The sequence below is a fragment of the Deltaproteobacteria bacterium genome (assembly GCA_016875395.1).
Lineage (GTDB): Bacteria > Myxococcota_A > UBA9160 > UBA9160 > UBA6930 > VGRF01.
Genome location: VGRF01000041.1, coordinates 1 through 21,308, shown reverse-complemented (window position 1 = coordinate 21,308; position 21,308 = coordinate 1). Strand labels below are relative to the sequence as shown.

General features: G+C 70.2%; 20 protein-coding genes and 1 pseudogene. 9 read left to right on the top strand and 12 right to left on the bottom strand.

The annotated features are described in order from the left end of the window. Positions 1-49: 49 nt before the first annotated feature. From FJ091_20650 to priA, 3 genes are all read right to left on the bottom strand, one after another. Complete coding sequence (locus FJ091_20650; GenBank protein ID MBM4385765.1) at positions 50-1,036, bottom strand: methionyl-tRNA formyltransferase; 987 nt, start codon at positions 1,034-1,036, stop codon at positions 50-52. Positions 1,037-1,112: 76 nt separating this feature from the next. Continuing rightward, positions 1,113-1,658, bottom strand: coding sequence for a peptide deformylase (locus tag FJ091_20645; protein MBM4385764.1), 546 nt, complete (start codon positions 1,656-1,658; stop codon positions 1,113-1,115). Between the two features lie 221 nt (positions 1,659-1,879). Next, positions 1,880-4,345, bottom strand: coding sequence for a primosomal protein N' (gene priA / locus FJ091_20640; GenBank protein ID MBM4385763.1), 2,466 nt, complete (start codon positions 4,343-4,345; stop codon positions 1,880-1,882). Positions 4,346-4,372: 27 nt separating this feature from the next. On the opposite strand from priA, the gene FJ091_20635 reads away from it, so the two are divergent. From FJ091_20635 to FJ091_20610, 6 genes are all read left to right on the top strand, one after another. After that, positions 4,373-5,083, top strand: a complete 711-nt coding sequence (locus FJ091_20635; protein ID MBM4385762.1) for a methyltransferase domain-containing protein — start codon at positions 4,373-4,375, stop codon at positions 5,081-5,083. Positions 5,084-5,176: 93 nt separating this feature from the next. Further along, positions 5,177-5,881, top strand: coding sequence for a helix-turn-helix transcriptional regulator (locus FJ091_20630; protein ID MBM4385761.1), 705 nt, complete (start codon positions 5,177-5,179; stop codon positions 5,879-5,881). A 187-nt stretch (positions 5,882-6,068) separates the two neighbouring features. Then, entirely contained in the window at positions 6,069-6,713 is a 645-nt protein-coding gene (locus FJ091_20625) for a response regulator transcription factor (GenBank protein ID MBM4385760.1), read from the top strand. Positions 6,714-6,889: 176 nt separating this feature from the next. Next, positions 6,890-7,705 carry a cyclic nucleotide-binding domain-containing protein gene (locus tag FJ091_20620; protein MBM4385759.1) on the top strand — a complete coding sequence of 272 codons (816 nt, stop codon included), beginning with the start codon at positions 6,890-6,892 and terminating at the stop codon, positions 7,703-7,705. A gap of 168 nt (positions 7,706-7,873) precedes the next feature. After that, the gene (locus FJ091_20615; GenBank protein MBM4385758.1) at positions 7,874-8,950 is read left to right on the top strand and encodes a TonB-dependent receptor; all 1,077 of its coding nucleotides are present in this window, start codon (positions 7,874-7,876) and stop codon (positions 8,948-8,950) included. A gap of 14 nt (positions 8,951-8,964) precedes the next feature. After that, positions 8,965-10,611 (top strand): FMN-binding glutamate synthase family protein, encoded by a 1,647-nt coding sequence (locus FJ091_20610; GenBank protein MBM4385757.1) that lies wholly within the window; start codon positions 8,965-8,967, stop codon positions 10,609-10,611. Here FJ091_20610 and FJ091_20605 read toward each other — a convergent pair. Next, positions 10,601-11,821, bottom strand: a complete 1,221-nt coding sequence (locus FJ091_20605) for an HDOD domain-containing protein (protein MBM4385756.1) — start codon at positions 11,819-11,821, stop codon at positions 10,601-10,603. The two genes, FJ091_20610 and FJ091_20605, sit on opposite strands and share 11 nt — an antisense overlap. 148 nt (positions 11,822-11,969) lie before the next feature. Between FJ091_20605 and FJ091_20600 the strand changes: the two genes are divergently transcribed. Next, the gene (locus FJ091_20600) at positions 11,970-12,338 is read left to right on the top strand and encodes a hypothetical protein (GenBank protein ID MBM4385755.1); all 369 of its coding nucleotides are present in this window, start codon (positions 11,970-11,972) and stop codon (positions 12,336-12,338) included. A gap of 7 nt (positions 12,339-12,345) precedes the next feature. Here FJ091_20600 and motB read toward each other — a convergent pair whose 3' ends face one another. The 6 genes and pseudogenes from motB to FJ091_20570 all read right to left on the bottom strand — a co-directional run bounded on the left by motB (position 12,346) and on the right by FJ091_20570 (position 16,644). Continuing rightward, positions 12,346-13,374 carry a flagellar motor protein MotB gene (gene motB, locus FJ091_20595; protein MBM4385754.1) on the bottom strand — a complete coding sequence of 343 codons (1,029 nt, stop codon included), beginning with the start codon at positions 13,372-13,374 and terminating at the stop codon, positions 12,346-12,348. Positions 13,375-13,380: 6 nt separating this feature from the next. Continuing rightward, positions 13,381-14,241 (bottom strand): annotated as a pseudogene (motA, locus tag FJ091_20590) (flagellar motor stator protein MotA). 33 nt (positions 14,242-14,274) lie between these two features. Further along, positions 14,275-14,532 (bottom strand): helix-turn-helix transcriptional regulator, encoded by a 258-nt coding sequence (locus FJ091_20585; GenBank protein ID MBM4385753.1) that lies wholly within the window; start codon positions 14,530-14,532, stop codon positions 14,275-14,277. A 159-nt stretch (positions 14,533-14,691) separates the two neighbouring features. Beyond that, positions 14,692-15,495 carry an alpha/beta fold hydrolase gene (locus FJ091_20580; GenBank protein MBM4385752.1) on the bottom strand — a complete coding sequence of 268 codons (804 nt, stop codon included), beginning with the start codon at positions 15,493-15,495 and terminating at the stop codon, positions 14,692-14,694. Positions 15,496-15,550: 55 nt separating this feature from the next. Then, positions 15,551-16,141 (bottom strand): gliding-motility protein MglA, encoded by a 591-nt coding sequence (locus FJ091_20575; protein ID MBM4385751.1) that lies wholly within the window; start codon positions 16,139-16,141, stop codon positions 15,551-15,553. 14 nt (positions 16,142-16,155) lie between these two features. Beyond that, positions 16,156-16,644 (bottom strand): roadblock/LC7 domain-containing protein, encoded by a 489-nt coding sequence (locus FJ091_20570; protein MBM4385750.1) that lies wholly within the window; start codon positions 16,642-16,644, stop codon positions 16,156-16,158. 175 nt (positions 16,645-16,819) lie between these two features. Between FJ091_20570 and FJ091_20565 the strand changes: the two genes are divergently transcribed. Then, entirely contained in the window at positions 16,820-18,523 is a 1,704-nt protein-coding gene (locus FJ091_20565) for an amidohydrolase family protein (protein MBM4385749.1), read from the top strand. A 3-nt stretch (positions 18,524-18,526) separates the two neighbouring features. Next, the gene (locus FJ091_20560) at positions 18,527-19,663 is read left to right on the top strand and encodes a patatin-like phospholipase family protein (GenBank protein ID MBM4385748.1); all 1,137 of its coding nucleotides are present in this window, start codon (positions 18,527-18,529) and stop codon (positions 19,661-19,663) included. Between the two features lie 369 nt (positions 19,664-20,032). Here FJ091_20560 and recR read toward each other — a convergent pair whose 3' ends face one another. Together recR and FJ091_20550 are read right to left on the bottom strand one after the other, a co-directional pair. After that, the gene (gene recR / locus FJ091_20555) at positions 20,033-20,629 is read right to left on the bottom strand and encodes a recombination protein RecR (GenBank protein ID MBM4385747.1); all 597 of its coding nucleotides are present in this window, start codon (positions 20,627-20,629) and stop codon (positions 20,033-20,035) included. Further along, positions 20,630-21,308: hypothetical protein (locus tag FJ091_20550; protein MBM4385746.1), on the bottom strand; the 679-nt coding region annotated here is incomplete at its 5' end. It lies immediately after the preceding gene.

Genomic DNA, 21,308 nt, shown 5'->3' with positions numbered 1-21,308 from the left:
CGCGTCGGCGCGGGCCGGCCGCCGCGGCGGCGCAGCGGCGCGCGCGCGGTCACTCCGCGGCCTCGCCGCGCGCGGCGGGAGGCGGCGTCGTGAAGCGCGCGCCGCCCGCGATCGCGAAGCCCCGCAACCACTCCGCCGTCGCGAGCGGCTTGCCCCCCGCGCGCTGCAGTCGATCGAGCGCGAGCCAGCCGCTCGCGGTCGCGACGCGCACGCCGTCGCCCGCGCGCTGCAGCGTGCCGGGCGAGAGGCTCGCGTCGCCGGCTTCCGCGTGCGCGGCGAGCACGCGCAGCACTTCGGCGCCGAGATGTGCGCGCGCTCCGGGCCGCGGCGACATCGCGCGCACGCGGCGCGCGAGCGCGGCGGCAGCGTGCGTGAAGTCGAGCTCCGCGTCGGCGGGCTCGATCTTCGGCGCGAGCGTCGCGCGGGCGTGATCCTGCTCGGTCCACGTCGCGCGATTCGCCGCAATCCGGTCGAGCGCCTCCGCGAGCGCGTCCGCCGTGAGGGCCGCGAGCCGGTCGAATAGCTCGCCCGCGGTCTCGTGCTCGCCAATCGGCGTGCGCTTCACGAGCGCGACGGCGCCCGCGTCCATCTCGCGCTCGACGCGCATCACCGAGACGCCGGTCTCCGCATCGCCCGCGAGGATCGCGTGCTGGATCGGCGCTGCGCCGCGGTGGCGCGGCAAGAGGCTCGCGTGGCCGTTGATCAGGTACCCGAGCTGCGGCAGCTCGCGGACCTGCTTCGGCAGGAACTGCCCGAACGCGACGACGACGCCGAGGTCGGGCGCGTGGCGCGCGATCTCCGCAACGACTTCGGGCGCGCCCACGCGCTCGGGCTGGAGCAGCGGCACGCCCGCGGCGAGTGCGCGCGCGGCGACCGGGCCAGGCTCGATCTTGCGCCCGCGCCCGCGCGGACGATCGGGCTGCGTCACGGCCACGGCGACGCGATGCGGCCCGGCGAGAATGCGCTCGAAGCTGGGCGCCGCGAAGTCGGGCGTGCCGAAGAACGCGACGCGGAGAGCGCGCGGCTGCGCGGCCAGCGCACTCGGCTTCTCGCTTCCCGACGCAGAGGCCACTGTTCGATCTCCGCTCTGCGCGCGGCGAAGCGCCGATCGCTCAGACCAGCTTCTTCGGCGACGCCGCTTCCTCGAGCTCGCGCTGCAGCGCCTTCTTTCGCTTCGCGACGTAGAGGCTGCGCTTCAGCTTGCTGATGCGGTCGATGAAGAGCACGCCGTCGAGGTGATCGAGCTCGTGCTGGAAGCACACCGCGCGCAGCTCGCTCGCGTCTTCTTCGTGCGTCTTGCCCTCGAGATCCTGATAACGCACGCGCACGCGCGCCGAGCGCTCCACGTCCGCGTTGAAGTCGGGCACGGACAGGCAGCCCTCGTTCCACGTGATCTCGCCGTCGCGCGCGACGATCTCGGGGTTGATCATCACGCCCGGCTTCTTCTCGCCGCTCTCGCCCGTCCACTCCGTGTCCATCACGATCAGGCGGATCGCCTCGCCCACCTGCGGCGCCGCGAGGCCGATGCCGGGCTCGTCGTACATCACGTCGATCATGTCGGCGGCGAGCTCCCGGATCGCGTCCGTCACCTCGCGGACAGGCTCCGATTTGCGCTTCAGGCGCGGGTCGGGGAACTGGAGGACGGGGCGCAGGGGCATAGGGCGTGGGACGGTAGCGGTGCGGGAGATGATTTCTCGTCGCACGGCAGGGAGGCGGCGCGGCTCTTCTTGGTCTTCGCTCGCCTGACGGCTCGCTGCGCGCCGCGTCATGCAACGAGCACGCACCTGATTGGGCGCTCGCGGCTTGCGGTCAGCATCCAGCCCGCGTTCCGTGGCCAGGGTGCAGCGAGGTGGGTGTCAGGCCGCTTCGCTTCTTGTGTCTAGAGCATGTCGACGGGGTTCACGTCGACGGCGGTGCGGATCGCGCTCGGTAGCTGCTCGGCCGCGTGGTTCACGCGCTCGGCGACGCGCCACACGGCGCCGGCTTCGCGGTGCTTCAGGAGGATCTGTTGGCGGTAGCGGTCGCGTAGCTTGGCGATCGGAGCTTCCGCGGGGCCCAACACTTCGACGCCAGAGCCGAAGTGCGCGGTTGCGTCTCGCGCGACGTTCGCGAGGGCGGTTGCCGCCTCGCGCGCCGCGAGCTCGTCCTGGGCGGAGACGCGCACCAGGGCGAGGCGACCGAAGGGCGGGTAGCCGAGGGATTCGCGGTGCCCGATCTCGTCGCGATAGAAGCGCTCGTAGTCGTGCAGCGCGACGGGGCGGATCGCGTAGTGGTCGGGTGCATAGGTCTGGATCACCACGCGGCCGGGCTCGCTGCCGCGGCCTGCGCGGCCCGCGACCTGCGTGAGCAGCTGGAACGTGCGCTCGGCGGCTCGGAAGTCGGGGAGGTGCAGGCCCATGTCGGCGTTGAGCACGCCGACGAGGCGCACGCCGGGGAAGTCGTGGCCTTTCGCGACCATCTGCGTGCCGATCAGCACGTTCTTCACGCCCGCGCGCAGCTCGGCCAGCACGCGCTCGACGGTGCCGCGGCGCGCGGCGGTGTCGCGGTCGAGCCGCGCGATGCGTGCCTCGGGAAACGCCGCGCGCACTTCCTCCTCGATGCGCTCGGTGCCGGTCCCCAACAACGAGAGCCTGTCGGAGCCGCAGGCTGCGCACTTCGCGGGCGGACGCAGCTGGTAGTCGCAGTAGTGACAGCGCAAGAGGTTCGCGGCGGCGTGATAAGTGAGCGAGATGTCGCAGTGCTTGCAGCGCGAGACGTCCTGGCAATCGACGCACGCGATCTGCGAGGAGAAGCCGCGGCGGTTGAGGAACAGAATCGCTTGGGCGCCGTCCGCGAGCGTTTCGCGCAGCGCGCGCGCGAGCGTCGGCGAGAGCGTGCGCCGCGCGCCGCGCGGCAGGTTCGCGCGCTCGCGCACCATGTCGACGAGCACGACGGCGGGCAGCGGGCGCCCGCTCGCGCGCTCCTCCATGCGCAGCCGCACGAGCGCGCCGCGCTCGGCGGCGTGGCGCGTCTCGAGCGCGGGTGTCGCGCTGCCGAGCACGAGCGGGCATCCCTCCGCGCGAGCGCGGCGCGCGGCGAGACTGCGCGCGTGGAAGCGGAAGCCCTCTTCGCTCTTGTAGGCGCCGTCGTGCTCTTCATCGACGACGATCACGCCCACGTTGCGCAGCGGCGCGAACAGCGCCGAGCGGGCGCCCACGGCGATCGGCACCGCGCCCGTTCGCAGCTGGTTCCACTGCGCGATGCGCTCGCCTCCGGTGAGCCCGCTGTGCAGCACGGCCACGCGATCGGCGAAGCGCGCGCGCAGGCGGCTCACCATCTGATGCGTGAGCGTGATCTCCGGGACGAGCACGAGCGCGCTGCGACCGAGCGCGAGCGCATCGGCGACGAGGCGCAGGTACACCTCGGTCTTGCCGCTGCCGGTGACGCCGTGCAGCAGGAACGACTCGTGCCGGCGTGCGCTGAGCGCCGCCGCGATCGTGTCGTGCGCGCGCGTCTGCTCCGCGGTCAGCGCGTGCGGCTCGGCGCGCTCGCTGCCGGCTTCGCCGAGCACGGCGGCGCTGCTCGCGATCGCGACCAAGCCGCGCGCGACGAGCGCGCGCAGCAGCGCGCCGCGCTTCGCATCGCGCGCCGTGAGCGCCTCCACCTCCGCGCCAGGCGCCCCAGCCGCCGCGATCTCGCGTAACAGCGCGGCCTGCTTCGGCGCGCGCGCGAGCGCGGCGCACGCCGCTTCGAGCTCGACGTTCGCAGCGAGCAGCGCGCGCCGAACCTGCGCGGGCGCGACGGCGCCGTGCTCGATCAACGCGCGCGTCACGAGGTCGTCACGCTCGAGCGAGGCGAGCAGTGCCGGCGCCGCGCTCTTGCGCGCGAGCCAGCCCGGCGAACGTGGTCGCTCCAGCAGCGCGAGCACGCGCGCCGCCTCGCCGCGCGCGGCGCCGCTGCGCAGCGCTTCGCGCCCGCGCGGCGTGATCGCAAGCGCTCGCTCGGTGCGCGGCGAAGCGCCAGGCGGAAGCGCGGCGTGCACCGCGATCCCGAGCGGGCACAGCTGCGCGCGCGCTTCCTCGGTGATTGCGGCGAGCAGCGCGGGCGGCAGCGCAGGCTCGGCGTCGAGCACGGCCCCGATCTCGCTCAGCACGAGGCCTTCGCGCTCGGGCTCGTCCGCCAGCGCGATCACGACGCCCGTCTCGCGCCGCGACTTCACGCGCACGCGTACTCGCACGCCTTCGCGCACGTCGCTAAGGAGCGCGCGCGGAATCGCGTAGTCGAACAGCGCGTTCACGGGAACGGGCAAGGCCACGCGCGCGACGCGCGGCGCTTCGCTGCGGAAGAGATTCTCGGTGCCGGACACGACCGGAGCATGATGCGGAGCGGCGAAGTGAGCGAGCACGGCGTGAGAAAAAACGCGGAGCGCGTGCAGCTGCGCGTGCGCGGGAAGCGCCACGAGCTACGCGTCGACGGCACCTACGCGTCGTCGTGGACGCCCGGCGAGATCGCGACGCGTTCGGTGTGGGACGCGCTCGCCGCGAGCGTGCTCGCGCTGCCGCTCGAGCGCCGCCGCGACGTCTTGATCCTCGGCCTCGGCGCCGGCTCCGCCGCGCGCATCGTGCGCGCGCTCGCGCCCGAAGCGCGCATCGTCGGCGTCGAGCTCGATGCGGACGTGGTCGCCGCCGCGCGGCGCTGGTTCGAGCTCGATGCGCTGCGCGTCGAGGTCGTGATCGGTGACGCGCGCGAGGTGATCGCGCGGCTGCGAGGCCGCTTCGATGCGGTCCTAGAGGACGTGTTCATCGGCGAAGAGAACACGCTGCGGAAGCCCGAGGGCTTCCCACTGCCGGTTCTGGCGCACGCGAAGCGGCTGCTGCGGGCCGGGGGCGTCGTCGCGAGCAACACGATCGACGAAGGGCCCGCGGTGCGCCGCGCGCTCGCGGAGCGCTTCCCGCGCGTGGTCGAGGTCTCGGTCGCCGAGCACGACAACCGCATCTACGTCGCCGGCGCAGGCCCGTTGAGCGCGCGCTCTCTCCGCGCGGCGGTCGCCGCCAATGCCCTGTTGGCGCCGACCCTCTCGCGGATTGCCTTCCGCACGCCCTGAAGACGCCTCCCACGAAAGTCGCGAGCTTTGATTGCCTTTCGGGTTCGCGTCAGGTCTTATGTGGGTCGCCTTCCCTTTGTCTCGGAGCCAGTGGTGCACGCCGCGCTGGACATGCCGATTCGAGGATTTCTCGAGGATCTGCCGCTTGCGTCGATTGCGGTCGACCGAGCGAGTCGCATCGCCTACGCGAACGCCGCGGCCGCTGCGCTGTTCGGAGGCGCCGCGGGCGAACTGGTGGGCGCGAGCTTCTTCGACTTCCTCCCGGTGGGCGAGCGCTCGGGTTTCGTCGTGCGGGCGGCGGACTGGCGCGGAGGCAACGCGGCCGTCTTTCGCGGCGTGGTGCAGGGACCGGGGAAATCGCTGGCGGGCGTGATCGGGATCCCGATCGTGCTGCGCGATGAGCGCCACGATTTCGCCGGAGCGATGATTCTCTTCCTCGGCGTCCCCGCGCTGCGAGACCTGCTCGCGAACTACCTCGAGCGCGTGCGCGACAACGTCAGCGCGACGCTCGCGCAGATCGTTGCCGAGGCGCGCGAGGCGCACGCCGCGGCCGCTAGCTACTCGCCACTCGCGCGCACGCGGAAAGACTCGCGCAAGCTGCAGTCGCTTTCCGACCGTGAGTGGGAGGTCGTCGAGCGCGTCGCGCGCGGTCAGCGCGTCGCACAAGTCGCGAGTGACCTCGGTGTCGCAATCTCAACGGCGCGCAATCACCTGAAGGCGTCGTTCAAGAAGCTCGGCGTGAAGTCGCAGGCCGAGCTCGTGGCGCTCGTGCTCGGAGGATCCGGTGGCCCGCGCTAGGAGACCCGACCCGGTACCTCAGGCGCCCCGTACCCTGCTGCCCCAGAACATCCTGCGCCCTTCCACTTCGCGATCTGCGTATTTTCGCGGTGGAATCTCCGCTGTCAGCGCGTACGGTTGGAGGTGGGAGGACCGATCGTAGTTACAGCACTGCTGTCTCGACGTTTTCTCATAGTGGGGATTGAGGATGTCGAATCGCGTTGTCGTGGTTGATGATCACGCCATCATTCGAGATGGAATTCGGCGATTGCTCGAAGTGTCCGGCGAGTTCGAGGTCGTCGGAGAGGCCGGCGACGGGCGCAGCGCAGTCGAGTTGATCTTGCGCACCAAGCCAGATCTCGCGGTCGTCGACATCTGGCTGCCGCAGCTCTCTGGAATCGACGTCACGACGCGCATCCGCGAAGAGCTGCCGGCGTGCAAGATCGTGATCCTTTCGCAGCACGATCGCTCGGACTTCGTCGAGGCCGCACTGCTCGAGGGCGCTGCGGGCTATGTGCTGAAATCGGCGCGAGAGAACGATCTGCTCGCGGCGTTGCGCGTGGTGAAGCAGGGCAAGTGCTTCCTCTCGCCCGAGATCGCCCAGCATCTCGTCACCGCGTTCGCGCGGCCGCCGGAGGAGCGAGCGATGGGGCGGGCGCGGCTCACGGGCCGCGAGCGCGAGGTGCTGCAGCTCATCGCGGAGGGGCTGTCGAGCAAGGAGATCGCCGCCACGCTCGGCGTCTCCACGCGCACGGCGGAGACGCATCGCAACGCGCTGATGGCGAAGCTCGGCGTCCACAAAGCGCCGGGCCTGGTTCGTTACGCAATTCGCGAGGGACTCGTCAGCCCGTAGCGCTCGCACGGCTTCGAGCGGCGCGTTCGTCGGAGGGGTTCGCTCCGGCTTCTCGCTCGCTGCGAAGCGGCTGCGCTACGCGCTCGCCGCTCTTGCTTGTTAGGGACGCGCGCTCCGTCGGAAATGCGCTCAAGTCGCCCCGTCCTCGTCCGAACTACACGGCGGGAGGGCGCGCCGTGAACGACGCGAACGATCGGCTACGCCGCGTGGCGGCGATGGAGAGCCGCAGCGACCCCCGCGTCGGCGTGGAGCTGCGTGTAGACGTCGCGAGTGATCAGTTCTCCGGGGCGCTGCCGGCGATGACCCGCGATCTCTCGATCGGCGGCGCCTGCATCGCGACGAGCTCGCCGCTGGCGACGCAGAGCATCCGCCAGCTCGTGCTCCACCTTCCCCAAGGTCCGCTGCGCGTCGAGGCGCAGGGGTGCTGGCAGGCGTGGAACCCCGCGACTTCCGCGATGCTGACGGGCGTCGCGTTCAAGTCGGTAACGCCGAGCACTCAGGACGCGATTTGGGACCACGTGCTCGACGTGAGCAAGGAGCTCGCGCGCTTCGTGTTGCGGAGCTCCGAGCTGCGCGACATCGGCATCGACGGTGCGATGAGCCTCGCGCAGGTGAGTCGCCTGTGCGCGGTTCGCCCCGGCGCCGCGATCTTCCAGGAGGGCAGCGGAAACGCGGCCTCCTCGCAGTCGCTGTTCATCCTGCGCGAAGGTTCCGTGCTGATTCGCACGCGCCTGCGCGACGTCGTCGAGCGCGACATCGCCGTCGTGCAGCCAGGCGAGCTGCTCTGTGGGCTCGCGTTGTTCACGAGCGCGGCGCACGCCGAGACGGCCGTCGCGCGCAGCGCTTGCCGCCTGATCGAGATCGACGAGCGCGCGTTCCTCTACTTGATGCAGGCGCGACCTTGGATCGCGCAGAAGGTCGCCTTCGCCGCGGCGCGCAGCTACGCGCGCCGCCTGCGCGGAGCGCTCGAGACGCTGACGCTTCCCCACTGAACGGTCGGGACGTAGCGCGCTTTCGTCGCTGTGCACCCTTGCGCGCGCGCCGCGGCAGGTCGCGAGGATCTCGCGACGAAACGGACGCATTCGCGAGGACCGCAGTTTTTCCGAGCCGCGAATCGGCGGCTTCATCGGACGTGTGGTGGGCGCCTATATCCGTGGAACATGCACGCGGCGGAGCTGCTCACTCGGCGCCTGGGGATCCGCTTCCAAGCCGCGCCGCTCGAACCCGAGAGCGAGATCGTCCTTCACGTTCGGCTGCTCGACGTCGAGGCACAACAGCAACAGGAAGTGCTCGGCATCGTCGGTGTGAATCTCGTGTACGGCGCGGCTTTTCTCCACGAGGATCCCGACACGTTGCTCGCCTCGTTGTTCGACGGGTTGTCGCGCGACCGCGTCGAGATCGACTTGGTCGACTTCTCGGGCCATCGCTTCTCGCAGATCGACAACCGCGTGATGAGTCTTCGCCTCGTGCAGCTCGGCCTCGCGCCAGTCGCGGCCTTCGGTCCCGACGCTGAGGTGCTGCTCCCTGCCGACCTGCTTCACGGGAAGTCGGTGCTCGTGGAGCGGGGGCGCTTCCGCCCCGTGACGCGCGTGCACGTGGACATGATTCGCTGCGCGAACGCGCGCTTCCTCCGCGACGTGCCCGGGGAGGAGCCCGTCGTGCTGGCCGAGATCACGATGCGCAATCTGCTCGCGGATGGAGAGGTGGACCTGCGCGACTTCCTCGATCGCGCCGACGCGCTGTGCGCGATGGGGTACCGCGTGCTGATCTCCGACTACTTCGAGTACTGGCGCCTCGCGGACTATCTCGCGCGCTTCACGGACAAGCCCGCCGGCCTCGTGATGGGTGCGAACTCGCTGCGCGACCTCTTCGACGAGAGGTACTACCAAGAGCTGCCCGGCGGAATTCTCGAAGCCTTCGGCCGGCTGTTTCGGAACGACCTTCGCATCTACGTGTACCCGTATCTCGAGCCCGGCACGCAGAAGCTCACCGGCGCGCACGCGCTCGAGCTGCCGCCGGCGCTGCAGGCGCTTCACCAATTTCTGTGCGAGCGCGACGCACTGGTGCCCATGGTCGGCTACGACCGTTCGCTGCTGCGCTTTTATTCACCGGACATTCTCGACGCGATCCGAAAGGCGGACGACACCTGGGTCGAAGCGGTCCCGACGCCCGTGGCCCGCTTGATTCGCTCGCGCGGGCTGTTCGGACACCCGAGTCGGCGCCGAGGCGAGTCGTGAGCGCGACGGAGTGGATGAGCGTCGCGTCGTTCGCGTTGATCGCTGCGATGTTCGCTGGCCCGCCGATTCTGCTGCTCGTGTTGTGGCTCAGCGACCGACGCCAGAGCCAACACGCGGTACTGCGCGCGTTCCCGCTCGTCGGCCGCATTCGGTACCTGCTCGAGCACGTCGGGCCCGAGCTGCGCCAGTACCTCTTCGACGGCGACCACACGGGGAAACCGTTCTCGCGCACCGACTTCCTCTCCGTCGTGTTCGCCTCGAAGTACTTGAACACGCTGATCTCGTTCGGATCGAAACGCGACTTCGATCAGCCTGGCTGGTATCTGCGCAATGCGTTGTTTCCGACACTCGCGGCGAAACTCGCCGTCGATCAGCGCGCGCGGCTGACCACGCGGCGCTACGTGATCGAGCGCGAAGGCCTGCTCCAGCGCGCCGAGAGCGTGCAGGAAGTGCAGGTAGCGCCGTGGACGCTGGAGGACGCGCACGCCATCCGAATCGGCGCGGGCCTCGCGACGCCGTGGGTGGTGCGCGGTCAGATCGGCGTCTCCGGGATGTCGTATGGCGCGCTCGGCAGTCATGCGATTCGCGCGATCTCCGAGGGGGTCGCAGCGGCGACCGGAAGCTGGATGAACACGGGCGAAGGGGGTCTCTCGGAGCACCATCTGGCGGGCGGGGGCGACTTGATCTTCCAGATCGGACCTGGCTGCTTCGGCGTCCGCGACGCGAGCGGCGCGTTCGACTGGAACGCGCTGCGCGAGAAGGCGGCGCTGGCGCAGGTGCGCGGCTTCGAGCTCAAGCTGCACCAAGGCGCCAAGATTCGCGGCGGACACCTCGAGGGCAGCAAGGTCACGCCGGAGATCGCGGCGATGCGCGGCGTGCCCGCCTGGAAGTCAGTCGACTCCCCGAATCGTTTCCCGTTTCTCGCGAACGTCGACGCGCTGCTGGATCACGTCGCGCTGATGCGTGAGGCCACCGGCAAGCCCATCGGCGTGAAGATCGTGATCGGCTCGCCCGACGGCGCCGACGAGCTCGCCGCCGCGATGGCGCGGCGCGGCGACGGACCGGACTGGATCAGCGTCGACGGCGGCGAAGGCGGCTCCGGGGCGACTTATCAGGAAATGGCGGACAGCGTGGGCCTACCGGTGCGCTCCGCGATCCTCGCGCTCGACGACTCGCTGAGGCTCTACGGCGTGCGCGATCGCGTGCGGATCATTGCGTCGGGGAAGCTGTTCTCGGCGGATCGCGCCGCGTTCGCGCTCGCGTTCGGCGCCGACCTCGTGCAGGTCGCGCGCTCGTTCATGATCTCCGTGGGCTGCATCCAGGCGCAGAAGTGCCACACCAACCAGTGTCCGGCTGGCGTCGCAACGACGGATCCGAGGCGCATGCGCGCGCTCGTGGTGGAGGAGAAGCGCTGGCGCGCGCTGAACTTCGTGATCACGATGCGCGCCGGGCTCTCGTCGCTCGCGGCCGCCGCGGGCCTCGAGTCCCCGACGCAGTTCACGCGCGCCCACGCGATCTATCGCGACGGGCTCGGCCGCGTGCGCAGCGCGCAGGATCTCTTTCCAGCACGGCTGCCGGACGACGCCGCGCGCGCCCGCTTCGAGCTGGCCGCGCAGCAAGGCCTGCGCGCCGCCCGCCGAGATCTCGCGCTCACTCGGTGAGCGGCTGGCACTCGCGCAGCCAGAGCAGGGCCTCGGCGTAGGCTTCCGGCAGGCTGTCTCCGCGAGATGGCGAGTTCGCAGCGAGCTTCTGGATGGCGTCCCAGTCGCCGCGTTCCCACGCTCTCGCGCAGCGCAGCGGGCTTGCGAGTGGGCCGTCCTCGCCGCTCAACACGGCTTCGAGGTCCTTCGGCAGGCCGATCTCGTCGAGCGCCTCGGCGAGTGGTCGCTGCAACATCGTGCCGATCTCAGAAAACAACCCGGCGAGGAAGAGGTCGGTCGCCCGGTCGCCGACCTCGAAGCACGAGGCGGCCGCCTCGCAAAAGTGTGCACGCAGCAGCGCCACGCGAACGAGCTCGGTCGGGGAACCCTTCGCGAGGCCTGCGACGACCAGCAGCGCCACCCACTTGCGGACCTCGTCGACTCCCAGGAGCGCAAGCGCCGAGCGCAAGGAAGTGGTCTTGCGAGTCACGCCGAACGAGGCGGAGTTCACCCGGCGCATGATCTTGTAGGTGAGCGCGACATCGCGTCGCACGAGCTCTTCCAGGGTCTTGAGGTCGCAGTCTGGTGAGCTCACCGCCCGAAGGATCTGGACGTGCGAGTGTTCGAAGCCGCGAACGTCGCGCGCAGTCCGAATGACCGGCTTGCTGAACAAGTAGCCCTGGAAAAGGTCGTAGCCCGCCGCCAGCGCGTCTTCGAACTCCTCCCAGGTTTCCACCTTCTCGGCGAGAAGCCGCAGGCCAAATGGCCGCAGCTGCGCGGCGATGGCGTGGCGCCGCTCGCCGAGCGTCGCGCGAAAGTCGATCTTCACGATGTCGGCAATCTCTACGAGCGGGCGCCAGGCCTCGGACCACTCGAAGTCGTCGAGCGCGAGCGTGTAGCCCGCGCTCTTCAGGCGCCGGCACGCGTCGATGGCGGCGGCGTCGGGCTCGACGCTCTCGAGCACCTCGACTACGAGCAGCTTCGGCGGAAGCAGATACGCGAGGTCCTGCACCAGCGACTCGTGCGAGAAGTTGATGAATGCCGGGCGGCCGCCGGTGAGCGAATCCAGGCCGATCGTGAGGAAGGAATCGGCGATCACGCTGCTGGTGGCGCGTGAGATGGAATCGCAGCGAAACGCGTTTACCGGACCGTCGCGAAAGAGAAACTCGTAGGCGACGGCTTCCTGGCGGCGATCGAGGATGGCCTGCCGCGCTACATACTTGGCTTCCAAGGCGATGCCGCTCCTCGCGCGAGAGAGTTCGCGTATCGGCGCTCAGAGGGGCGAGGCCAATCCGCAGGAATACGCAGACACGCTCGGACCCCTCAACGCGCCTCAACCTTCAGCCGATGAAGGGCACAACTCGTCGCGGGAGGCGTTCATGTTCGGGAAACATCTCGTTCATCGCGGCCTGCTCTCGGAGCGGCAGCTGCTCGAGGCGCTCGAGCGGCAAGAAGCGATGCGCCCGTCGATCGGACGCATCGCGTTTGAGGAAGGCGTGCTCACGCTCGATCAGATCGTCGCCGTGCTCGAGCGCCAAGCGCAGAGCGAGCTCAGGTTCTGCGCGTTGGCCGTGGAGATGGGCGCAATGACCGAGGAGCAACGCGATCGGCTCCTGGCGCGCCAGCGCGACGCGCGCCTTCCGCTCGGTCAAGTGATCGCCGAGCTCGGCATGCTTCCGGCGGACCGCCTCGAGGACGAGCTCAATGCCTATCGCGAGTCGCAAGCAGCCGGCTCGGCGGCGGGGTGAGCGCGAGTCACGGATGCTCCTCGCTTAGCGCCGCCGGGGGCGTCGCGCCGTGCGCGGGCGGGAGCACCTCGGTTTCGACCTTCCGCGCGGGCGCAACGGCCTCCGCCGGTGCGAGCGCCGGTGTCGCATCGGTGGTCGGCAGCGCGAAGCGTTCGCGGTTCGTCGGCACGCGCACCGCGGCCACACCGCCATCGCGCGCAATCGTCGCCTCGGTCGCCTTGTTGAGCACGACGATCGCGATGCGGCGATTCATCGGGTGATTGGGCTCGGATGCGAGCAGCGGCACGGCCGCCCCGAGTCCGACGACGCGCATCACTTTGCCTTCGCTCATCCCGCCGCGGACGAGCTCGCGCCGCGCCGCGTTGGCGCGCTCGGCGGAGAGCTCCCAATTGCCGGTGTTCGCCGGCCCGCCCGAGAACGGAGTCGCGTCGGTGTGGCCCGAGATGCTCAGCTTGTGGGACGTCGCGTTGAGGCTCGCGCCGATCGCCCGCAGCAACTCCGCGGTGTAGGGAAGCGGAGTGCTCGCACCGGACTCGAACATCGGCCGACTCTTCTCGTCGACGATCTGAATGCGCAATCCCTCGGTCGTGAGGTCGAGTAGGAGCTGGTCGCGCAGCTCGCGCAGAACCGCATCCGCCTCGATCGCGCGTTCGATCTCGCGCATCAGGCTCTCGAGGCCCGCCGCTTCCCTGCGCTCGAGCTCGGTGCGGGCGTGGGACTGCTCGACGCCCCGCATGTCGTTGCCTTCGACGACGATCAGGTCCATGCCCGCGGCGGGCAGCACCGACGGCGTCGCGTCAGAGCCGCCGGCGGCGCCATCCGTGCCGAGGATCGCTTCGATCAAGGGCTTGCTGAAGTAGCGCGCGATCTCCTCGCGCTCTTTCTCCGGCTTGGAGGACAGCAGCCACATCAGCAGGAAGAACGCCATCATCGCGGTCACGAAGTCTGCGTACGCGATCTTCCAAGCGCCGCCGTGGTGTCCGCCAGCGACTTTCTTGATGCGCTTGATGACGATCGGTTGGGTGCCCTCCGCCACGTGCGCCTACGCCGCCTTCTTCTGCTTCACGTGCGCTTCGAGCTCGGCGAACTCCGGGCGCTCCGTCGAGTAGAGCACCTTGCGGCCGAACTCGACCGCGAGCGCGGGCGCGTAGCCCTGCAAGCTCGTGAGCAACGTGACCTTGATGGTCTGAAGCAGCTTCGTTCCCTCGGCCGCCTTCACGTCGAGCATCGAGGCAAGGGGCGCGACGACGCCGTACGACAGCAAGATCCCGAGGAACGTTCCGACGAGCGCGTGCGCGATCAAGATGCCGAGCTGCTCGGGCGGAAGATGGAGAGATTCCATCGTGTGAACGACACCCATGACGGCGGCCACGATGCCGAATGCCGGGAGACCGTCCGCCATCTTCTGGACGGCGTGCACGGGAGCCTCGGCCTCGTGGTGGTGCGTCTCGATCTCGCTGTCCATCAGCGCCTCGATCTAGAGCGCGTTCAGGTTCCCGCTCGCCATCAGGCGCAGGTAGTCCGTGATGAAGCCGACGGCGTGGTGTTCGGCGAGAACGTTCGGGAACTTGCTGAAGAGCGCGCTGCTCTCGGGCTGCTCGATGTCGCGCTCGATCGAGAGGAATCCCTCCTTGCGGACCTTCATCAAGATCTCGTACAGCAGCGCCATCAGCTCCATGTAGAGCGCTTTCGTGTACCTAGATCCCTTGAAGATCGCGCCCAGGGCGGCGCCGACGGACTTGAGGGTTTTCATCGGGTTGCTGGCGACGAGCGCACCGATGGCTGCGCCGCCGATCATGAGCAGCTCGAGCGGCTGAAACAGGGCGCCGAGCTTTCCGCCGGCGAGCACGAAGCCGCCGAACACCGCGCCGAGCGCGACGACCCAGCCGATCAGAATGAACATCGGAGCTCCTGCGGGCGCGCGGAGGTGGCGCGACTACGCCGCGGGGGGCGCAAGCACACCCGCCAGCGGCGACGTTGCGGCCGCCGGAGCAGCGGGCGACGGAAACACCGTGCGAAAGCGCGTGCGCGGAATCCCGAGCGCACGCAGGATCGAGCGCTTGGTGTCGAGCCGGCATTCGTGTCCCGTTTCGACGCTCCAGATCGTGCGCAGCGAGACGCCCGCCTTCTGCGCGAGCTCCTCGCGGCTCATCATTCGTTCCTCGCGCAACGCGCGCACGCGGTTCGCACGCACTGCGACGGAGTCGCCTGAATCGTTCACGTCGGTCCCTCCCGGCAAGCTCCGCCTTCCTGCGAAGCTGTTGCCGGCTCTTCGGACCTTGCACGGAGCCGGGCGACGAGCGGGACTACCGGGATCACTCGCGGAAACTACGGAGGCGCGGGCGTTCGCCTGTCAGCGCTCGGCGAGGAAGTGCAGCACCGCCTGGTTCAGCTGCTGCGCCGCTTCGGCCATCACGAGGTGCGCGCCGTAGAGCGTCGCGAGGCGCGCGTTGTGCAGCTCGTCGGCGAGCTCGCGGTGCATCTTCGGCGGCGTGAGCTGATCGTTTCGGCCGCAGATCACGAGCGTTCGGTGCGGGATGTTGCGGAGCTGATCGAGCACGTCGTGGCCGAGGCATGCGTCGCACTGGCGCGCGAGCAGGTCGCCGGTCGCCCCCGCGCCTTCGCCGGGGAAGCTCGCGGACATCGCGTCGATCAGGTCGCGCTGCTCGAGCGTCTCGTCTTGCAGCGTCCAGAGCAGCCGCTCGCTCACGAAGATCTCTCGCGGCACGCCGCTGCGCGCCATGGCGCGCCACTTCTCGAGCAGAAGGCGCCGCTTGGCGTCGGGCCGCGCCCAGGTGCCGACCAGGACCAATCGCCCTAACAGATCGGGGTGACGCAGCGCGAACTGCTGCGCCGCCATGCCGCCGAGGAACGCGCCGAGCACGTGCGCGCGCGTGATGCCGAGCGCGTGCAGCAGGCCCGCGAGATCGTCGGCGAGGTCGGCGGTGGTGAAAGGGCCGCCCGGATCTTCGGACTCGCCCACGCCGCGGTTGTCGAAGATCAGCGTGCGGTGGCGCTGAGAGAACTCCGGCACCTGCAGCGGCAGCCAGCCCTTGCACGAGCCGCCCATTCCCATGACGAGGACGAGCGGCGTGCCCGAGGTCGGGCCGTGCGACTCGTAGTAGACCTTGCGGCCGGCGACGTTGATCAACGGCATGCGGGCACTGTACGCCCGCGGCGGGCCGCTGTGCTCGGCAACGTACGACGGACCGCTACCGCCCCAGCCGCTTCAGGTCCGACAGGATCAGCTTCGCGACGTGCTTGAGCGTCTCGAACACGCCAGCGCCGCTCGACGCGCACGCCTCGAAATCGGGCACGCCCATCGGATTGAGCGCGCGGCGCATCTCCTCGAGCGGGGCGGCGTTGGGCAGGTCGCGCTTGTTGTACTGGATCACGAACGGGACCTTGTCGAGGTCGTAGCCCTGTTCCTTCAGGTTGATGCGCAGGTTGTCCATGCTCTCGAGGTTGGCTTCCATGCGCTCGATCTGGCTGTCGGCCACGAACACCACGCCGTCGACGCCCTTCAGGATCAGCTTGCGGCTCGCGTCGTAGAAGACCTGGCCCGGCACCGTGTAGAGGTGGAAGCGCGTCTTGAAGCCGCGGATTTGCCCGAGCGCGAGGGGCAGGAAGTCGAAGAACAACGTGCGCTCGGTCTCGGTCGCGAGCGAGATCATCTTCCCCTTCAGGTCGGGGTTGGTCTTGGCATAGATCCACTGCAGGTTCATGGTCTTGCCGCACAGGCCGGGCCCGTAATAAACGATCTTGCAGTTGATCTCGCGCGAGGAGTAGTTGATGAACGACATGGCGTGCTGCGGCCCTAATCGTTGAACAGGTTGTCGATGTCGTCGTCCGTGATCTCGGCGAACGGCGACGAGCCGCTGGCCGCTTCCGAGTCGGCCTTCTTCTTCAGGTCTTCGAACACTTTCGAGAGGTCGGCCATCGCCTTCTTCACGCGCAGGCGCACCAAACCGAGCGAGCTGCGCTCGTCGAACACGACGACGAGGATCCAGCGCCCCGCCACCATCGTGACGTGCAGGTTGTCCTTCACGCCCTGATGGAAGTGCACCGGGAAATCCGTCTCCCCGATGATCTTCGCGAGACCGCCCGTCGCGGCGATCGTGCCCGCGGTCAGCGACGCCAGCGAAGTCGTGTCGATGCCGCGCGTCTCGCCGGCCTCAGCGATCAGCTGACCGTTGCGATCGACGACGAACACCGCCTTCGCGTTCGCTTCTCGAACCAGCCGGCCAATCACGAGCAGGATCTTCTTGTGATCCTCCTCGTACATGACCATCTGCGTGTCCATCATGCGACTCGCCCGCAGCTTTCATCGGCCGGCAAGAGCGTTGCCAAGTCACCGGGCTCGCAGGCTCTCCCGCCCGCGCGCCTAGTTAGCGCCCGGGGTTTGCGCCCGCACCGGCTTCCGGCTCGTTTCGGCGCGCTCGAGCAGGGGCTTTAGAGGCCGTTCGTGGTATGGAGAGCGCATGGCGTACGACTTCGTGATCCGCGGCGGCTCGGTGATGGATGGCAGCGGCGCCCGCGCGCGCCAGGCGGACCTCGCGATCGCGGGCGACCGCATCGCGGCGATCGGACGCATCGCGGAGCGAGGTGCGCGCGAGATCGACGCCGCGGGTTGTTGGGTTACGCCGGGCTTCGTCGACATCCACACGCACCTCGACGCACAGCTCGCCTGGGATCCGCTCGGCAGCTCCTCGTGCTGGCACGGCGTCACGTCCGTCGTGATCGGAAACTGCGGCGTGACCTTCGCGCCGGTGCGCGCGCGCGACCGCGAGACGCTCGCGCGCATGATGGAGTCGGTGGAGGACATCCCGGCGCGCAGCATCCTCGAGGGCCTGCCGTTCGACTGGGAGGGCTACGGCGGCTTCCTCGATTGGCTGGAGCGCGTGCCGAAGGGGCTCAACGTGGGCGGCATGGTCGGCCACTGCGCCGCGCGGTACTTCGCGATGGGCGAGCGCAGCCTCGACCCCGATGCGGCGCCGAGCGCGAGCGAGCTCGCGGCCCTGACGAGCGCCGTCGACGACGCGCTCGCCGCCGGCGCGCTCGGCTTCTCCTCCTCGCGCACGCTGCGCCACAAAGTTCCCGACGGCCGCTACGTGCCCGGCACCTTCGCGCGCGCGGACGAGCTGCTCGCGATCGCGGACGTGCTCGCGCGCCGCGGCGGGCGCGTGTTCGAGGTCGCCCCGCGCTTCGACGGCGAGGGCCCTTCCGAGCCGCGCGTCGAGAGCGAGCTCGCGTGGATGGAGGCCGTCTCGAAGCGCTCCGGCGGCGTCCTCACGTTCAACCTCTCGCAGACGCGCGGGCAGGGCGCGCACTGGCAGCTCGCGCTCTCGCTCGCGAAGGCCGCGAACGCGCGCGGCGCGAAGCTGCGCCCGCAGACTGCGCCGCGCTTCATCGGCGTGCTGACCGGCATCGCGCACCGCACGCCCTTCGACTTTCACCCGAGCTGGCGCGCGCTGAGCGAGCTCTCCCTGACAGCTCGCCTCGCCGTGCTGCGCGATCCCGCGCGACGCGGGCAGCTCGTCGCCGAAGCGCGCGCGGACCGCGACTCGCTCGCGCCGTGGTTCGTGCTGAACGGGCCGGCTGGACGCGCGCAGTACGACTGCCGGCCCGAGAACAAGCTGCTCGCGCTCGCCGAGCGCCGAGGCGTGCTTCCCGTCGAAGCGTTCATCGACCTCGCGCTCGAGACCGAGGGCAAGCTGCTGCTCTGCCTCCCGTTCCTGAATCAAGACGAGGCGCCGATCGGCGCGATGCTCGGCGACGAGGTCGTGCTGATGGGGCTCGCCGACGCCGGCGCGCACGTCGGGCTCACGATGGACGCGAGCGCGCCGACCTACCTGCTCTCGCACTGGGTGCTGGCGCGGGGGGCGCTCTCGCCCGAGCGCGCGGTGCAGCGACTCACCTCCGACACCGCCCGCGCGTTCGGAATCGCGCAGCGCGGTGAGTTGCGCGTGGGCAGTTTCGCCGACGTGAACGTGATCGACCCCGCGCGCCTCGCGCTGCCGGTTCCCGAGTACGTGCACGACTTCCCGAACGGCGCGGGCCGCTTCGCGCAGCGCGCGAGCGGCTACGCAGCCACGTTCGTGAACGGGCAGCCGTTCATGCAGGGCGGCGTGCACACCGGCGCGCTCGCCGGCCGCGTACTGCGCGGCGGCGTGGCGAGCAATTAGGCCGTGATGGGATCGCGCGGCGAGATCGCGCTCGTGATGAGCGGAGGCGGCGCGCGCGCCGCTTATCAGGTGGGCTTCCTGCGCGCACTCGCGCGTCGCATCCCCGATTTCGCCCCGCCGATCCTCACTGGCGTCTCCGCGGGAGCGATCAACGCGGCCTACCTGGCGGGGCGCACCGGTTCGTTCGCCGCGACCGTCGAGTCGCTCACGCAGCTGTGGAGCGGGCTCACCGTCGACCAGGTCTTTCACGTAGATCCGCTGCACCTGATCGGCCGCGTGCTCCGCACGGGCGCGAAGCTCTCGACGGGCGGGGCGATCAAGGAGCGTCGCCCGTACGCGCTCGTCGACACGCGCCCGCTGCGTCGCTTTCTCGATGTCGCACTGCACGGCGACGACGGCGCATTGCACGGGGTCGCGCAGAACCTCGCGCTGGGCCGCTTGCGCGCGGTCGCGATCACCGCCTCCAGCTACTCGACCGGGCAGTCGGTGACGTTCGTGCAGGGACGCGAGGTGGCGACCTGGGAGCGCGCGGACCGCAAGAGCGTGGCGACCGCGATGCGCGTCGAGCACGTGATGGCGTCCTCCGCGCTGCCGCTGTTCTTCCCGGCCATCGCGGTCGACGGCCAGTACTACGGCGACGGCGGCATCCGCCTCACCGCGCCGCTCTCGCCCGCGGTGCACCTCGGCGCGTCGCGCATCATCACGATCTCGACGCGCTACGCGCGCACGCGCGAGGAAGCGGCGCAAGTCGTTACGGACGGCTACCCGCCGATCGCGCAGATGCTGGGCGTGCTGTTCAACGCGGTGTTCCTCGATCTCGTCGACGCCGATGCGCTCGCGCTCGAGCGCATCAACGAGATGATCGAGCGCATGCCGCCCGAACAGCGGGGTGCGATGCGGCGCGTGGAGCTGCTGCAGCTGCGGCCCTCGCGCGACCTCGGCAAGCTCGCGAGCGAGTTCGAGGCCGAGCTGCCTGGCGCGTTCCGCTACTTCACGCGCGGCCTCGGCACGCAGCAGACGCGCTCCAACGACGTGCTCTCGATGGTGATGTTCCAGCCGAACTACCTGTCGCGGCTGATCGAGCTGGGCGAGGCGGATGCGGAGACGCGGGCGGCGGAGATCGAGGCGTTCGTGTCGTAGTAGGAGTGTGTGCGCGGGGCGCGGAGGCTCGGGCGGGCTCCGCGTTCGCGGCGGGGCCGGGGGCGGCTGCGGCTCGTGGCTCGCTGTCGGCCGCTCTTGGTGGGCGTCTCGATGGATGTGGGTGAACGCGTCGCGTCGAGGCGCAGCGCTGCACGGTGATCGCGGCCGAGCTGTGCTTGACCTCGCCGCAGCCGCCCCCGGCCCCGCTGCGAACGCTCTTGCTGGCGTCGCGGCTCGTGCCGCGGCGTTCGGGGGCTTGGCAGGTAGTTCGTCCTTCACGGGCGGGGCGCGGATCGGCGCGGCTTTGAGCCGCGCCTCCCGCGCTTTTCGGAGGGCGGCGTGCAGCGGCGAGGCGCCGCGAGTGCGCGCTTAGAGCTCTTTGCGATTCGCGAGCGAGCGGCCCACGGTGACGTGGTCGGCGTATTCGAGGTCGCCGCCGAGGGGCATGCCGTAGGCGATGCGCGTGATGCGCGCCGAAGTGCCGGCGAGGCGCTCGGCGATCAGGTGCGCGGTGGCGTCGCCTTCCGCGTTCGGGTTCGTCGCGAGGATGACTTCGCGCACCGCGCCGCCGCGCACGCGCGCTTCGAGCTCGGCCACGCGCAGCTCGCCGGGGCCGATGCCGTCGAGCGGCGCGAGTGCGCCGCCGAGCACGTGGTAGCGGCCCTCGAAGCCGCCGCTGCGCTCGATCGCGGCGCGGTCGGCGGGCTCCTCGACCACGCAGATCACGCCCGCGTCGCGCTTCTCGTCGCGGCACACGGCGCACGGCGACACGTCCGTGAGATCGAAGCACTCCGCGCACAGCACGATCTCGCGCTTCACGCGCGCGATCGCGTCGGCGAGCTCGGCCACCTGAGCGTCGGGCGCGGTGAGCAGATGGAACGCGAGGCGCGTCGCGGACTTTTCGCCGATGCCCGGCAAGCGGCGCAGCCCGGCGACGAGCCGCTCGATCGGCGCGGGCGTGCGCACCTACGAGACGCCGCCGAGCGGGCGAATCTCGACGATCTCGGCCCCTAACACTTCGAGCGCCGCGTTCACCGAGGGATGCGACAGCGCCTCCTGCCGGCGCTTGCGCGCGGTCTCGCTGCCGCCGTTCGCCTTGGCTCCGATCTGCGCGGCGCCCGCGCCCGCGTCGGCCGTGAGCTCGGCACGCATCGGCTTGCCGAAGAAGCGCGCGATCACGCCCTCGAGCTCGGACTTGCGCGTCTCGAGGCGGCGCGCGGCGATCGCGGAGGGCAGCGCGATGCGCAGGGCGTCGTCGCTCTTCGCGAGCAGCCGGCCGCCTTCGAGCGCCGCGAACAGGCCGCGGTTCTCTTCCTGCGCGAACGCGCGCAGTCGGTCGAACACCTGCGAGAGCGGCGCAGGCGCCGAGGAGCGCGGCGTCGCCGCGGCGCGCGGAGTCGCGCTCGGCTCGTAGGCCTCCGGCGGCGCTTCGTCGGGCAGCGGGATCGCGTCGAAGTCGGGAGGCTCGTCGCCCGCGCGGGGCGCGGGCTCGCTCGCCGTCCGCGAGCTGCTCGCTGCGGCAGCCGCCGCGTTCGCTGGCGACGCCTTCGGCGGCGGCGCACTCGCGGGCAGGGGCTGCGTCTCGTCGCTGCGCGCGATCGCCGCGGGCGCGCTGCTCTCCGCGCGCGTGCTCGCGCCGCGCGAA

Excerpts from the sequence above, each read along its gene's own strand:
- FJ091_20610 (MBM4385757.1), top strand. The coding sequence starts at position 8,965 with ATGAGCGTCGCGTCGTTCGCGTTGATCGCTGCGATGTTCGCTGGCCCG.
- FJ091_20625 (MBM4385760.1), top strand. The coding sequence starts at position 6,069 with ATGTCGAATCGCGTTGTCGTGGTTGATGATCACGCCATCATTCGAGAT.
- FJ091_20575 (MBM4385751.1), bottom strand. The coding sequence starts at position 16,141 with ATGTCGTTCATCAACTACTCCTCGCGCGAGATCAACTGCAAGATCGTT.
- FJ091_20570 (MBM4385750.1), bottom strand. The coding sequence starts at position 16,644 with ATGATGGACACGCAGATGGTCATGTACGAGGAGGATCACAAGAAGATC.
- FJ091_20615 (MBM4385758.1), top strand. The coding sequence starts at position 7,874 with ATGCACGCGGCGGAGCTGCTCACTCGGCGCCTGGGGATCCGCTTCCAA.
- FJ091_20600 (MBM4385755.1), top strand. The coding sequence starts at position 11,970 with ATGTTCGGGAAACATCTCGTTCATCGCGGCCTGCTCTCGGAGCGGCAG.
- FJ091_20580 (MBM4385752.1), bottom strand. The coding sequence starts at position 15,495 with ATGCCGTTGATCAACGTCGCCGGCCGCAAGGTCTACTACGAGTCGCAC.
- FJ091_20565 (MBM4385749.1), top strand. The coding sequence starts at position 16,820 with ATGGCGTACGACTTCGTGATCCGCGGCGGCTCGGTGATGGATGGCAGC.
- FJ091_20645 (MBM4385764.1), bottom strand. The coding sequence starts at position 1,658 with ATGCCCCTGCGCCCCGTCCTCCAGTTCCCCGACCCGCGCCTGAAGCGC.